Below are 13952 nucleotides of genomic sequence, written 5' to 3' on the forward strand. Positions count from 1 at the left end.
GGGTTGCCCTTCGTTGCCGAGTGCGGGTGGTATGTGGCTTGTCGCGCAGTTCCCCGCGCCCCTGAAAAGCAGGGCGCTAGAGGATCACGTGGGGGAGGAAGCGGGCGTACTCGTCCGTGATCAGGCCCGAGGACTCTCGGATGCCCAGGCCCGCCGACTCGTTCTCCACCACCCAGGCGCCGAGGACCACCCTGTTGCCGTCGAAGTCGGGCAGGGGGGCCAGCTGCTGGTAGCAGCAGGGCTCGTCGCGGACGGTGGGGGCGGATCCCGGCTCGTGGATCGTGACGCCCGCGCCCTCGCGGCCGAGGAGGGGTTTGGCGACCCAGCCCGGCAGGTCCCTCGGACCGTCCAGGTGGGCGGGGAGGAGGTTCGGGTGGTCCGGATACAGCTCCCAGAGGATCGCGAGCAGCGCCTTGTTGCTGAGGAGCATCTTCCAGGCCGGTTCTATCCACAGGGTGGAGCCCGTGCCGCCGCCGTTGTCGAGGGTGTCGAGGACGTGGTCCGCGAAGCGGTCGGTGGTGAGCCACTCCCAGGGGTAGAGCTTGAAGATGCTACGGATGAAGCGGAGGCGGTTGTCGACGAAGCGGCCGGAGAGGCGGTCCCAGCCGATCTCCTCCATGGCGATCCAGTCGGTCTCCATGCCCGCCTGCTCGGCCGTCTCCTTGAGGTAGGCGACCGTCATCATGTCCTCGCCGAGTTCGTCGGCGGAGGAGTACGCGAAGTACAGGGGGCTGCCGGGCGGGAGGAGGGCGGCCTGTTTCCGCCAGGCGGCTATGAGGCGCTCGTGGAGGGAGTTCCACTGGTCGGCGCCGGGGAACCGGTCCTCCATCCAGAACCACTGGGGGGACGCGGCCTCCACCAGCGAGGTGGGGGTGTCGGCGTTGTACTCCAGGAGCTTGGCCGGGCCGGTGCCGTCGTAGCGGAGGTCGAAGCGGCCGTAGACGGAGGGGAGTTCGGCGCGGCGGCGCCAGGCCTCGGCGACCGCCCGGGCCACCCGGGGGTCGGTGATGCCGAGGTCCGCGAAACGGTCCTCGGTGACGATGTGCTCGGCAGCCGCCAGGCACATGCGGTGGAGTTCCTCGACCACCTCCTCCAGGGCCTCGATCTCCGGGAGGGTGAAGACGTAGTAGGCGCTCTCGTCCCAGTAGGGGCGCAGGGAGTCGTCGGGGTAGCGGGTGAGGGGGTAGATCAGGCCCTGTTCCTCGACGGTCGGCTGCCAGTCGGGGCGGGGGTCGATGGTGCGGCGTTCCATGTGCGTGCGTCCCGGTCAGCCGCCGCCGCTGCCGCCCGAGCAGCCGAAGCCGCCCCGGTCGACGGCCTCGCTGCGGCTGAAGGTGCCGTTGTCGGCGTAGCCGCCGCTGACGTCGGCGTCGTAGTACCAGTCGGCGTCCGTGCCCTTGGTCTTGCCGGTCTTCTTGCGGCTCTTGCCGGAGGAGGAGCCCGAGGACGAGGACGAGCAGTTCTTGTCGGCAACGATCTTGTAGCCGTTGATGTAGTCGTAGCTGTCCCGGTCCACGCAGCGGCGGTCCGGGTCGGAGCCGCAGGCGGACAGGGCCGCCGCGAGGACCCCCATGCCGCCCAGCACCACGGTGCTCGAGCGCAGTCGCCGCCGTGTTTCCGCCATGTCGGTGTCTCCCCCGTGTACTTCCTGTCGTGTGCTGCCGAGCGGTCAGCCTAGAGAGCGGTGTGAGCGGTCGTACATGGCCCCCCGTCAGCGACCGCTCCCCTACTGTCGTTTTGTGATCTTTGGAATGGTGTGCGCCCTTGGTGCCGCGGCTCCTTCGGTACGGCGACGGTGTTGCAGGCGATCGCTGTGGCGGGTGCGCTGGCGTTGTCGCGGTTCGGGGAGGCGCCGGTGGGGGCGGTGGACGGCGCGGTCGCGCCGTAGTCATGGGACGTGCTTTCCCATCTGCTGAATCTCTCCGTCTTGCGGACAGCCGGAAAATTGTTTGTTGAATCCTGAACGCACAGGGAGCGCTTTCCGTAAGGGACGGCGTGGCCAGTAATCCCGTCACGGTCACCGTGGCCTATCGCGTGATGCCGGGCCGTGCGGCCGACTTCCACTCCTGGGGGTGGGCCATGCTGGGCGCGACCGCGCGGCAGCCGGGGTTTCTGGGGGGTGGGGTACTTGTCGACGGAGGGGCGGAGTGGCATGTCGTCTATCGCTTCGCCAGCGAGGGTTCTGCTCTGGCCTGGGAGAATTCGACCTCCCGGGCACAGTGGGACGCCCGGCTGGACGGCGTCGCCCTGGAGGCGGAGCGCCGGAGGGTGCCGGGCGCCCGGGCCTGGTTCGACGCGCAGACGCTGACCCCGAAGCCACCGGCTCCGCCGTCGAAATGGAAACTGTGGTTCGTGAATATGAGCGCGGTCTTTCCGCCGGTGCTCCTGTTCAATCTGACGGTGCTTCCCTATCTGGGTGACCTCAACGCCCTGATTCGCACGCTGCTGTTGTGTCTGTGTGTGACAGCCCTTGTCACCTGGATTCTCATGCCTCGGCTCCAGCGTTTCTTCCGGAAATGGCTGTACCCGTCGCTCCAGGCGCTGCGCGGGCGGCACAAACGCCGGGCCACCTAGGCCCGCGAACGAACAGAGGGAGGTGGGCGGGTGAAGACCCTGCTCATCGACAATTACGACTCGTACACGTACAACCTGTTCCAGCTGATCGCCGAGGTGAACGGCGAGGAGCCGGTGGTGGTGCGCAACGACACCCCCGCCGGGGAACTGCCGGACCTCCGGCGTTTCGACAACCTCGTGGTGTCCCCCGGCCCCGGACACCCGGCCGACGCCCGTGACTTCGGGATCGGGACCAGGCTGCTGGCGTCGTCCCCGGTGCCCGTGCTCGGCGTGTGCCTCGGCCATCAGGGCATCGCGCTCGGGGAACGTGGGTTGGTGGAGGCCGCTCCGGAGCCGCGTCACGGGCATCTGTCCACGATCCGGCACGACGGACAGGACCTGTTCCAGGGGCTGCCGCAGCACTTCACCGCCGTCCGCTACCACTCGCTGTCCGTGCGCGAGCCGCTGCCGGAGACGCTGGAGGCGACCGCCTGGGCCGAGGACGGTGTCCTGATGGGACTGCGGCACCGCAGCAGGCCGCTGTGGGGCGTGCAGTTCCACCCGGAGTCCGTCCTCACGGAGTACGGCCACCGGATGCTGGTGAACTTCCGGAACCTGACGGCCGAGCGGGCCGGCAAGCTGCGGACGAAGAACACGGCGGTGCCCTCCCACGAGGCGCCCGCCCGGCGTCGGCCCGTAGCCCCGGAGTGCGATGCGGGGGTCCGGCGTCCGACGGCACGAACGGCCGCCGCCGGATCCGGGCCCGTGACCGCCGCGGAATCCCGGCCCGTGGCCGCGGCCGTCTTCCAGATGACCACCCTCTCCCAGGCCGCCGCGGGGCCGCCCGCCGGGTCCGTCACCTCCGGTGGGTCCGTCGCCTCCGGCAGGGACATCGCCTCCAGCCGACCCATGGCATCCGGGGCGGACGTCGCCTCGGGCGGGTCCGTCGCCTCCGGCCGGTCCGTCCTATCCGGCAGGAACACAGCCTCCAGCCGGCCCATCGCGTCCGGCGGGGCCGCCGAGCCAGCCACCTCGGCCGCCACCACGACACCGGCGACACAGACGACACCCGCGACACCCGCCGCCACCATCCCCCGCCCCCGCCGCCCCGAACGCGTCGGCTACCGCCTGCACACCCGCCGGATCACCGGTGCCGTCGACACCGAAGCCGCCTTCACCCGGATGTACGCGGGCTCCTCGCGCGCCTTCTGGCTGGACAGTTCGCTCGTCGAGCCGGGACGGTCGCGGTTCTCGTTCTTCGGGGACGACAGCGGGCCCCTCGCGGAACTCGTGCGGTACGACGTCACGACCGGGCGCTGTGAGATCGAGCGGGCGGGACGGCCCGTGCGGAAGGTCGCGGCGAGCGTCTTCGACTACCTGAAGCGGCAGTTGACCAGCCGCCGGGTGGACGGCACCGGGCTGCCGTTCGACTTCACGGGGGGTTACGTCGGCTACCTCGGCTACGAGGTGAAGGCCGACTGCGGGTCGCCGAACCGCCACCGCTCAACTGCCCCGGACGCCGCCTGGCTGTTCGCCGACCGGGTGATCGCGGTGGACCACCAGGAGGGCTTCACCTATGCCGTGTGCCTGGCGGAGGACACCCCGCAGGCCGCCCGGGAGGCCGCCGACTGGCTGGAGGGCGCGCTGGCCGACCTCTCCTGCGTGGCGACGGAGCGGCCGCCCCTGTCCGGGCCGCCGGCCGCGGCGGATCCCGGCGCCGCCGAGCCGTGGCTGGTGCGCGACCGGGCGCGGTACCTCGCGGACATCGAGGCGTGCAAGCAGGAGCTGCGGGCGGGCACCAGCTACGAGATCTGTCTGACGAACGCCGCCCGTTTACCCGCTCCGCCCGACGCGTTCGCGTTCTACCGGACGCTGCGCCGCGACAACCCGGCCCCGTACGCGGCGTTCCTGAGGTTCGGGGAGCTGGAGGTGGCGGGCTCCTCGCCCGAGCGGTTCCTGCGGATCGGCCGGGACGGCACCGCCGAGGCCCGGCCCATCAAGGGCACCGCGCCCCGGGGCGACGGGCCGGAGGAGGACGCCCGGCTGCGGGACGCGCTCGCGTCGGACGCCAAGACGCGGGCCGAGAACCTGATGATCGTCGACCTGCTCCGCAACGACCTGGGACAGGTGTGCCGGACGGGCACGGTCCGGGTCTCCAAGCTCATGGCCACGGAGACGTACGCCACGGTGCACCAGCTCGTCTCGACCGTGGAGGGACGGCTGCGCCCGGGCACCGACGCGGTGGACTGCGTCCGGGCCTGCTTCCCCGGCGGGTCGATGACCGGCGCGCCGAAACTGCGCACGCTGGAGATCATCGACTCGCTGGAGACCGAGGCCCGTGGCATCTACTCGGGCGCGATCGGCTACTTCGGGTGCGGCGGCGGCGCGGATCTCAGCATCGTCATCCGGACCGCCGTGTTCGCCGGTGGTGAGATGCACCTGGGGGCGGGCGGTGCGATCGTCCTCGGCTCCGATCCGGACGCGGAGTACGAGGAGATGCTGTTGAAGACCGCGGCCCCCATGCGCGCTCTCCACCAGCACACGGCCGACCGGATCCGGCGGCAGGGCCCGCCGGGGGACCGGGCCGGGGCGCCCGAGGAGGCCCGGCGATGACCAGTCCGCAGGTCGCCCCGCATCCGGCCGAGACCGAGGCGCCCGGGAATCTCGCGGCCCAGCTGGCCGCGCTCGCCGAGCGGCGTGGGTGGGGCGGGCGTACCGCCTTCCACCAGGGGCACCGGGCCTGGACCCACGGCGAGGTGCACGACCTCGCGGCCCGGGCGGCCACCGTGCTCGCAGGGTACGGGGTGCGTCCCGGTGACCGGGTGCTGCTGGCGCTGCCCGACTCCGTCGCCTGGGTGACGGCCTTCCTCGCCACCGCCCGGCTCGGTGCCGTCGCGGTCCTGGCCAACCCCGAACTCCCCGCGGCCGACCACGCGTTCCTGGCCGAGGACACCGCCGCGGCGCTGTGCGTGACGGGGCCGGGCCTGGAGGAGCGGTTCACCGGCCGGGCGGGCCTCGGCGCCGACCAGCTGATGGCGCTCGCCCCCGCCGCCGAACCCGCCCCCGCCCACCAGGTCGACGCGCACAGCCCGCTCTACGTGCAGTACACCTCCGGCACCACGGGCCGCCCCAAGGGCGTGGTGCACACGCACGGCGATCCACGGACGTACCACGACCTGATCGGCCGGCGGGTGCTGCGGATCACCGCCGACGACGTGACCCTGTCGGTGTCGAAGCTGTTCTTCGCCTACGGCTTCGGCAACGCCTTCGTCTTCCCGCTGTTCTCCGGCTCGTCCGCGGTGCTGGCCGACCGGCGTCCCACTCCGACCGCCATCGACGAACTCGTCGCCCGGCACCGGGTGACGCTGCTCTACTCGGTGCCGTCCGCGTACGCGGCGCTGGTCGCCGAGCGGGGCCACGGGCACGAGGGCTGCTTCGCCTCGGTGCGGGCCGCCGTGTCGGCCGGTGAGGGGCTGCCGGAGGGGCTCGCGCGGCAGGTGGGCGCGTTGCTCGGCGCTCCGGTGCTGGAGCAGATCGGCTCCACCGAGGCCGGTCACGCGTTCTGCGCCAACGGCTTCGCCCACAACCACCCGGGCACCGTCGGCCGGCCCGTCCCCGGCTTCGAGGTGGAGCTGCGGGACCGGGACGGGCTGCCGGTGCCGGACGGTGAGGAGGGCGAGATGTGGGTGCGCGGGCCGACGGTGACGCCCGGCTACCTCAACCGGCCCGAGGAGACCGCCCGCACCCTCGTCGGCGGCTGGCTGGCCACCCGCGACCGGGCCTGCCGCGAACCGGACGGCACCTACCGGCATCTGGGCCGCGCCGACGACATGGAGATGGTCGGCGGCATCACCGTCTCCCCGCTGGAGGTGGAGGCCGTGCTGCGCGGCCATCCGGCGGTGCGGGAGGTGGCGGTCGCTGCCGTCCCCGACGGGCGGGGCGCGAGCCGGCTGCGGGCCTTCGTGGTCCCGGCGCAACCGGTGCGGGACGGCCTGGCGGACGAGCTCATCGGCCTGGCGCGGGAGAGCCTCGCCGCGTTCAAGGTCCCCCGCAGCGTCAGCTTCGTCCCGTCGCTGCCCCGCACCCCGACCGGGAAGCTCCGCCGCCATCTGGTCCGCCGGGGCGCCTGGTGAACACCACGGAAAGGAACGGCCACATGCGACAGCGGCACCTTCTGCCCGCCGAGCGCGGCTTCTACCTGGGGCCGGTCTTCCGGCGGGCGGCCGACCGGCACGGGGCCGTCTTCGTCACCCTGGACCGGCCGCTGGACGTCGCCCCCGCCCTCGGGGTCGACCTGAGCTACACCGTGCTGGCCGACCTGGTCGACGAACTGTCCGGGCGGCTGTGGGAAGCCGGGGTGCGGCCCTCCGAGCAGGTGGTGGTGCACAAGGCGGACAACGTCGACATCATGCTGCTGACCTGCGCCGTCTCCCGGATCGGGGCCGTGCCGGTGCTGCTGTCGCCCACGTTGGACCCGGCCGTGGCCGGGCAGCTCCTCGAACGGCTGCGCAGGCCCTGGCTGATCACCGACAGCGCCACCCTGGACGGGCTGCGGGAGGTCCCCCTGTCCGGGCTGGTGCGGCGCACGCTGACCGTGGACGACTCGCCCCGGGCGGAGGCCCTGGCGAAGTACGCCGGCGCCGAGCCGCCCCCGCCCGTCCGGCTCCACCCCCGCGAACCCGCGCTGATCACCCACAGTTCGGGCACCACCGGTGTCCCGAAGTTGGCCGTGCACTGCGCGCAGACCATGTGGAACCGGCTCGTCCCGCAGCAGGCGATGGGCTGGCCCACCCGCGGCGAGCCCGCGGCGCTGCACATGTCCTTCGTGCACTCGCGCTTCTACCATCTGCTCGGCGTCCTGCTGCACTTCGGCAGCCCGCTGGTGCTGATCACCGACCCGGACCCGGCCACGGTGGGCCCGCTGCTGGTCCGGCACCGGCCCGGCATCGTGGAGACGCACCCCAACACGTTCGTGCTGTGGGAGGAACTGGTCGACGCGCCCGGGGCACCGCTGTCCCGGGTCCGTGCCTACGGCTCCACGTTCGACGCGATCCATCCGCGCACCGTACGGCGGCTGCTGGGCGCGTCCCGGCGCCGTACGCCCTGGCTGGTCCAGCTGTACGGGCAGAGCGAGACCGGCCCGGTGGCGTTCCAGGTGGTGACGCGGCGCAGTGCGGCCCGGGCCGACGGCCGCCGGGTCGGGTTCGGGATACCCGGCTTCACCCGGGTCCGGGTCACCGACGCCGAGGGCCGTCGGGTCCCGCCCGGCATCCCCGGCCGGATCGAGGCCCGGACCCGGGGCCGGATCCTCACCTACCTCGGCATGCCGGAGCGTTACGACCGTCAGCTCACCGACGGCTGGTGGGAGATGGGGGACATGGGCTACCGGAGCCGGCTGGGCGCGCTGCACCTCATCGACCGGGAGATCGACACGATCGACGCGGTGCACAGCAACCTGGAGGTCGAGGACGAGCTGATGTCCCGGCTGGAGGAGCTGCGCGAGGTCGTCATCGTGCCGGGCGCGGACCGCGAGCCGGTGCCGGTGGTGTGCGTGCGCGGCGAGCGGCCCCTGGACCCGGAGCGCTGGCGGTGGGCCACGGCCGGGCTGCCCGCGATGGCCGAGCCGCGGCAGTGGCGGTTCGAGGACCTGCCGATGACCGCCACCTGGAAGGTGAAGCGCGTGGAGATCGCCCGGATGCTCACCGAGGGTGTGCGGGCATGACCCCGGTCCTGGTCGTGGGCGCCGGTCCGGTGGGCCTGTCGGCGGCCCTCGCGCTGCGAGCCCACGGGCTGCCGGCCGTCCTGCTGGAGGCCGAACCGGAGGACCGGGAACGGCCGGGCAGCCGCGCCCTGTTCGTGCACCGGGAGACCCTCGGCCTGCTCGACGCCATGCGCCCCGGCCTCGCCGCCGAGATCATTTCGTACGGGCGGACCTGGCACACCCGGCGCACCCTCTACCGGGGGCGCGAGGTCTACGCCCGCACCTTCCCGCCGCCGTCCGGGCCGCCGCCCTTCACCAGCCTGCGCCAGACGGACACGGAACGGTTCCTGCGCACGGCCTGTGAGCGGGCCGGGGTGGAGTTCGTGTGGGGCGCGCGGGTGACGGGCGTCCGCACGACGGAGACGGAGGTCCGGCTCACGGGCGAGGACGGGCGGGTGTGGACCGGCGCGTACGCCGTCGCCGCCGACGGGGCCCGCTCGGCGGTCCGGCGGGAGCTGGGCATCGAGCTGGAGGGGACGCGCGGCGAGGGCTTCCACGTCGTCGTGGACGTCGCCGACGTGCCGGGCGCCGAGCTGCCGCTGGAGCGGGTCTTCCACTACGAGCATCCCGGGGTCGGCGGGCGCAGTGTGATGCGGGTGCCGTTCACCGGGGGCTTCCAGGTCGACCTGCAGTGCCGTGACGACGACCGGCCGGAGGAGTACGGCACCGAGGAGGCCGTACGCCGCTGGCTGCCCGGAGTTGTCGGGGACGGCTACGGCGAGCGGATTCTGTGGGTGTCGACGTACCGCTTCCTGCGCAAGGTGGCCGCCTCGTTCACCGACCCGCACCGGCGGGTGCTGCTGGCCGGCGAGGCGGCGCACCTCTTCCCGCCGTTCGGGGCGCGGGGGATGAACAGCGGGATCGCGGACGCGGCGAGCGCGGCCGAGGCGATCGCCGCGGGGACCGGCGAGGCGGTCGCGCGGTTCGCCGAGGTGCGGCGCGCGGCGGCCCTGTTCAACAGCGCCGCCGCCGGCACCGCCCTGGACCATCTGCGGCCGCGCCGCCGGACCGTCCGGGTCAGACAGCGGGCGGCGGCGGCACTGGCACCGGTGCTGCCGTGGTGCGGGTCATGGCTGGAGCACGCGCCGTACGGTCCCCGGCACGGGGCACCGGCCGTCGCGGGACGCAAGTACTGAGGAGGCTGTCGATGACCGGAACGGCGGTGGCGGAAGGCCTGTGGACGTGGACGCCCGGCGGTGGCCTGGCCCCGGCACCGGACCGGACGGCCGGGGGGCGGCTGCTCGTGGCGGACTCGTGGCTGCTGCGCGAGGGCCGGGTGCGGGCCTATGCCCGGCACCGGGAGCGGTTCTCGCGGTCCTGCGCCGAGTGCGGCGGGCCCGGGCCGCGCCGGCTTGCCGAGTTCTGGCGGGAGGTGACCGCCGTACTGCCGCGCACGGGTGCGTGGTTCCCGCGGGTGGAACTCGCGGCCGGGTCCCTGGAGTTGCGTCTGCTGCTGCGGCCCGCGCCGCCGCTCGGCACCGGGATCCGGGTGTGGGCGGCGGGCCAGTCCGATCCACGGACCGTGCCCCGCCGCAAGGGCCCCGACCTGGACACCCTGGCCCGGGTGCGCCGCCGGGCCGCCGGCGAGGGCGCCGAGGAGGCGCTGCTGATCGCGCCCTCGGGCACGGTGCTGGAGTCGGCCACGGCCAGCGTGCTGTGGTGGGAGGACGACACCCTCTGTCTGCCGCCGCCCGTGATGCCCGTCCTGCCGGGCGTGACGGCCGGGCTGATCCAGGAGCGGGCACTGCGGTCCGGGATCCGGATCGCCCACCGTGAGCGGACGGTGGCCGAGCTGGACGGCCGGGAAGTGTGGCTCGTCAACGCGTTGCACGGGATCCGGCCCGTGACGGGCTGGACGGGACGGCCGATGGGGGTGCCTCCGGCGGAAAAGGCCGGGGAATGGCGTGAGTGGCTGGACGGAAGCACGGAGCCGCTACCTGCCGACTGAATTCGGGCACGAACACAACGCGCGAACACAACGCCGGGTCGAAGGGAATCGACCCGGCGCACTTTCCGTTTTCCCTCAGTTTTTCGGCGCCATGCGCGTCGCTATCGCGATGCGGTTGTACGCGTTGATGACGGTGGCCGACCAGATGAGGGCCGCGATCTGGTTCTCGTCGAAGACCTCGGCCGCCTCCGCGTAGACCGCGTCCGGGACGCGCCCGTCGTGGACCAGCGTCACCGCCTCGGTCAAGGCCAGTGCGGCCCGCTCCCGTTCGGTGAAGAAGGGCGTCTCCCGCCAGGCGGCCAGGGTGTGGAGGCGCTGCTCGGTCTCGCCCTGGGCGCGGGCGTCCTTGGTGTGCATGTCCAGGCAGAAGGCGCAGCCGTTGATCTGCGAGGCGCGGATCCTGACCAGTTCCAGCAGTTCCGGTTCGAGCTTGGCGTCCTGCGCCGCGGAAACGGCTGCGGCATGCAGGGAACCCATTGCCGCGGAGACGTCGGGGGTGATTTTCTTCAGGGCCACACGGGATATGGAAGGGCTTTCGCTCATGAGGTGACCATATCCTTCGCGCGCCATTGCGGAGGGGGAATTCGCGTGATTATCCCGGCAGTACGGCGCACAGGGCGTCCAACGCCCCCGACCACGCGTGGTCCGGCGGTGTCCCGTAGCCGACGACCAGGGCGTCGGCCGGCTCGGTCCGTGCGGCGGGGTTGCTGTAGCGGGTGAGTCCGTGCAGCGCGAGCCCTCGCCAGTGGCCCGCCTCGACCACCGACTGCTCGGTGCCGGGCGGCAGCCGCAGCAGGACGTGCAGCCCGGCCGCGATGCCGGTGATGCGGGCCTCCGGGGCCCGGGCGGCGACGGCGGCGACCAGGGCGTCCCGGCGGCGCCGGTAGCGCAGCCGGGTCGCGCGGACATGGCGGTCGTAGGCCCCGGAGGTGAGGAACTCGGTCAGGGTCAGCTGGTCCAGCACCCCGCAGGTGTCGACACCGCCCTTGGCCGTGACGACTTCCTTCGCGAGGTCCGTCGGCAGCACCATCCAGGCCAGCCGCAGCCCGGGCGCGAGGGACTTGCTCGCGGTGCCCAGGTAGACCACCCGGTCGGGGTCCAGGCCCTGGAGGGCCCCCACGGGCTGACGGTCGTAGCGGAACTCGCCGTCGTAGTCGTCCTCCAGGACCAGCCCGCCCGTACGGCGCGCCCAGTCCACGACGGACGCACGGCGGTCGCGGTGCAGGGGCACGCCCATCGGGAACTGGTGGGCGGGGGTGAGGAGAACCGCGTCGGCGTCCTGCAACTCCCCCGGATCGGTGCCCAGTCGGTCGAAGGGCAGCGGGGTGGTGCGCAGGCCGGAGGCCTCCAGGATCCTCCGGTGCACGTCGAGGCCGTACGACTCGACGGCGACCGTCCGGGCCCCGCGCGCCCGCAGGACCGTTCCGAGCAGCTTCAGACCGTGTGCGAACCCGCCGCACATCACGATCCGTTCGGGATCGGCGCGTACGCCCCGGGCCCGGGAGAGGTAGCCGGCGAGCGCGGCCCGGAGCTCGGGGCGGCCGCTGGGGCCGCCGTAGTCCAGCGCGTCGGACGGGGCGGCGGTGAGGGCGCGACGGGCGGCCTTGAGCCACTGGGCTCGCGGGAAGGACGCGAGGTCGGGGCTGCCGGGGCGCAGGTCGTAGGCGGGGCGGGTGGGTGTGCGGGGGTGGGGGTCGGATGCCGTGCCGGCCGAGGGGACGACCGTGCGCTCGGCGACCCGGGTCCCCGAGCCCTGGCGGGCGGTGAGCCAGCCCTCGGCGACCAGGTCGGCGTAGGCGTCGGCGACCGTGTTGCGGGCGATGCCCAGGTCGGCGGCGAGCGCCCGGGAGGAGGGCAGCCGGGTGCAGGGCGCCAGCCGGCCGGAGCGGACCGCCTCACGCAGGGCGTCGGTGAGGCCCCGGCGCAGCCCCGGCCCGGTCGGCTCCAGATGCAGGTCGACGCCGGAAGTGGCCCAGTGATCCGCCATGGAAATGGACCATACTCCTGGGCTGCTTCGCTCCTAGGGTCGAGGGCATGACGACCACGACCACCACGGGGTACGCCCCCGAGCGGCCCGCCCGCCTGGAGTGGGCCAAGCACGCGCCCGACGTCTACAAGGCGATGGTCCGGCTGGAGGCCGCCGCCCGGCAGGGCCTCGACCACACGCTGTACGAGCTGGTGAAGATCCGCGCCTCCCAGATCAACCACTGCGCCTTCTGCCTCGACATGCACACCAAGGACGCCCTCGCGGCGGGCGAGAGCGTCGAACGGATCGTGCAGCTCGGCGCGTGGGACGAGTCGCGGCACTTCTACACCGAGAAGGAGCTCGCGGCGCTGGAGCTGACGGAGGCGGTGACGGTCCTCACGGACGGGTTCGTGCCGGACGCGGTGTACGCGAAGGCCGCCGAGCACTTCGAGGAGGCCGAACTGGCCCAGCTGATCGCCGCGATCACGGTGATCAACGCCTGGAACCGGTTCGGGGTGACCTGCCGTATGGCGCCGGGGCACTACCAGCCGGGCCAGTACAAGTGACGGCCCGGACGCGGCTGCTGGATCCGGCGGTCGCCCGGGCCATGTCCGCCCTCAGCGCGGCAGCGAAGAAGGGTCTCGGCGACCCGGTCCTCGCCGAACTCGTCGTGATTCGCGCCTCGCAGCTCAACCAGTGCGCGTTCTGCCTCGACATGCATCTCGCGATCGCCCGGAAGCACGGGGTGAGTGAGCGGCAGCTCGACCTGCTGGCGGCGTGGGAGGAGGCCGAGGACCTCTTCGACGAGCGGGAGCGGGCGGCACTGGCGCTGACCGAGGCCGTGACCGTGCTGACGGACGGTTTCGTCCCGGACGAGGTGTACGAGCGGGCCGCCGAGCACTTCGGCGAAGCAGCGCTGGCTCATCTGATCGGGCTGGTCGTCGCCATCAACAACTGGAACCGTGTGATGGTCAGCCGCCGGATTCCGCCAGGGGGGTACACGCCATGAGCAAGGCCGGCACGTTCCGCGCCCTGCACCACCACCGCGCGCCGGAGGATCCCCTGGTGCTGCCCGGGCCGTGGGACGCGGTCAGCGCCCGGGTGTTCGCCGAGGCCGGGTTCCCGGGGCTCGCGGTGCCCAGCGCCGGCGTCGCCGCCTCCCTCGGGTACGAGGACGGGCAGGTCCCGGCCGACGAGATGTTCGCCGCGGTCGCCCGGATCGTCCGGGCCGTCGACGTGCCCGTGTCGGCGGACGTCGAGGGCGGGTACGGGCTCGCGCCGAAGGAGCTGGTGGAGCGGCTGCTGGAGACGGGGGCGGTGGGCTGCAACCTGGAGGACTCCGAGGGCGGGGAGCTCAAGGACCCGCACGAGCACGCCGCGTGGCTCGCCGAGGTGCGGGCGGCGGCCGGTGACCGGCTCTTCGTGAACGCGCGCGTGGACACCTACGCGTACGGGGTGCCCGACCCCGAACGGACCATCGAGCGGGCGGCGTTGTACGTCGCGGCGGGCGCCGACTGCGTCTACCCGATCGAGGCCCCGCCGGAGGTCCTGCCGCTGCTGCGGTCCGGGATCCGGGGGCCGGTGAATGTGGGGGTCTTCACCGAGGAAGGCCCCTCGCCCGCCGAACTCGGCGTGCGAGGGGCCACCCGGATCACCTTCGGGCCGGGGCTCCAGCGGCGGGCCACCCGCGCACTGCGGGAGATCGCCGCTCAGCTGGTCTAGGG

Annotated in this window: 13 protein-coding genes; 9 read left to right on the forward strand and 4 right to left on the reverse strand. The window is 73.1% G+C overall.

The window, feature by feature from the left end:
* Window positions 1-76 precede the first annotated feature (76 nt).
* Both ABZ016_RS04875 and ABZ016_RS04880 read right to left on the reverse strand, forming a co-directional pair.
* A complete protein-coding gene (locus ABZ016_RS04875) occupies window positions 77-1252 on the reverse strand; it encodes a glutathionylspermidine synthase family protein (protein WP_356915129.1) in 1176 nt (391 codons plus the stop codon).
* A 15-nt stretch (window positions 1253-1267) separates the two neighbouring features.
* Window positions 1268-1624: a hypothetical protein gene (locus tag ABZ016_RS04880; RefSeq protein ID WP_356915130.1), complete on the reverse strand. Its 357-nt coding sequence runs from the start codon at window positions 1622-1624 to the stop codon at window positions 1268-1270.
* Window positions 1625-1995: 371 nt separating this feature from the next.
* On the opposite strand from ABZ016_RS04880, the gene ABZ016_RS04885 reads away from it, so the two are divergent.
* Genes ABZ016_RS04885 through ABZ016_RS04910 form a run of 6 tightly spaced genes read left to right on the forward strand, consistent with a single transcriptional unit; the run spans window position 1996 to window position 10262 of the window.
* On the forward strand, window positions 1996-2574 hold the full coding sequence (locus ABZ016_RS04885; RefSeq protein ID WP_356915131.1) for an antibiotic biosynthesis monooxygenase: 579 nt from the start codon (window positions 1996-1998) through the stop codon (window positions 2572-2574).
* 30 nt (window positions 2575-2604) lie between these two features.
* The gene (pabB, locus tag ABZ016_RS04890; RefSeq protein WP_356915132.1) at window positions 2605-5166 is read left to right on the forward strand and encodes an aminodeoxychorismate synthase component I; all 2562 of its coding nucleotides are present in this window, start codon (window positions 2605-2607) and stop codon (window positions 5164-5166) included.
* Window positions 5163-6686, forward strand: a complete 1524-nt coding sequence (locus ABZ016_RS04895) for an AMP-binding protein (RefSeq protein ID WP_356915133.1) — start codon at window positions 5163-5165, stop codon at window positions 6684-6686. The genes pabB and ABZ016_RS04895 overlap by 4 nt, the downstream gene beginning before the upstream one ends.
* A gap of 23 nt (window positions 6687-6709) precedes the next feature.
* On the forward strand, window positions 6710-8275 hold the full coding sequence (locus ABZ016_RS04900) for an AMP-binding protein (protein ID WP_356915134.1): 1566 nt from the start codon (window positions 6710-6712) through the stop codon (window positions 8273-8275).
* A complete protein-coding gene (locus ABZ016_RS04905) occupies window positions 8272-9450 on the forward strand; it encodes an FAD-dependent monooxygenase (protein ID WP_356915135.1) in 1179 nt (392 codons plus the stop codon). The genes ABZ016_RS04900 and ABZ016_RS04905 overlap by 4 nt, the downstream gene beginning before the upstream one ends.
* Window positions 9451-9461: 11 nt before the next feature.
* Window positions 9462-10262 (forward strand): aminotransferase class IV, encoded by an 801-nt coding sequence (locus ABZ016_RS04910; protein ID WP_356915136.1) that lies wholly within the window; start codon window positions 9462-9464, stop codon window positions 10260-10262.
* Between the two features lie 75 nt (window positions 10263-10337).
* Here the strand turns inward: ABZ016_RS04910 and ABZ016_RS04915 are convergent, their stop codons facing one another.
* Together ABZ016_RS04915 and ABZ016_RS04920 are read right to left on the reverse strand one after the other, a co-directional pair.
* Complete coding sequence (locus ABZ016_RS04915; protein ID WP_356915137.1) at window positions 10338-10805, reverse strand: carboxymuconolactone decarboxylase family protein; 468 nt, start codon at window positions 10803-10805, stop codon at window positions 10338-10340.
* A gap of 49 nt (window positions 10806-10854) precedes the next feature.
* Complete coding sequence (locus ABZ016_RS04920; protein WP_356915138.1) at window positions 10855-12249, reverse strand: PLP-dependent aminotransferase family protein; 1395 nt, start codon at window positions 12247-12249, stop codon at window positions 10855-10857.
* A gap of 47 nt (window positions 12250-12296) precedes the next feature.
* Here ABZ016_RS04920 and ABZ016_RS04925 point away from each other — a divergent pair, with 47 nt between their 5' ends.
* The 3 genes from ABZ016_RS04925 to ABZ016_RS04935 are packed head-to-tail and all read left to right on the forward strand — an operon-like array spanning window position 12297 to window position 13950.
* Window positions 12297-12794: a carboxymuconolactone decarboxylase family protein gene (locus tag ABZ016_RS04925; RefSeq protein ID WP_356915139.1), complete on the forward strand. Its 498-nt coding sequence runs from the start codon at window positions 12297-12299 to the stop codon at window positions 12792-12794.
* Window positions 12791-13237 carry a carboxymuconolactone decarboxylase family protein gene (locus ABZ016_RS04930; RefSeq protein WP_356915140.1) on the forward strand — a complete coding sequence of 149 codons (447 nt, stop codon included), beginning with the start codon at window positions 12791-12793 and terminating at the stop codon, window positions 13235-13237. Before ABZ016_RS04925 ends, ABZ016_RS04930 begins: the two co-directional genes overlap by 4 nt.
* The gene (locus ABZ016_RS04935) at window positions 13234-13950 is read left to right on the forward strand and encodes an isocitrate lyase/phosphoenolpyruvate mutase family protein (protein WP_356915141.1); all 717 of its coding nucleotides are present in this window, start codon (window positions 13234-13236) and stop codon (window positions 13948-13950) included. The genes ABZ016_RS04930 and ABZ016_RS04935 overlap by 4 nt, the downstream gene beginning before the upstream one ends.
* Window positions 13951-13952 lie beyond the last annotated feature (2 nt).

Origin of the sequence: Streptomyces sp. NPDC006372, assembly GCF_040612515.1 — a bacterium.
Lineage (GTDB): Bacteria > Actinomycetota > Actinomycetes > Streptomycetales > Streptomycetaceae > Streptomyces.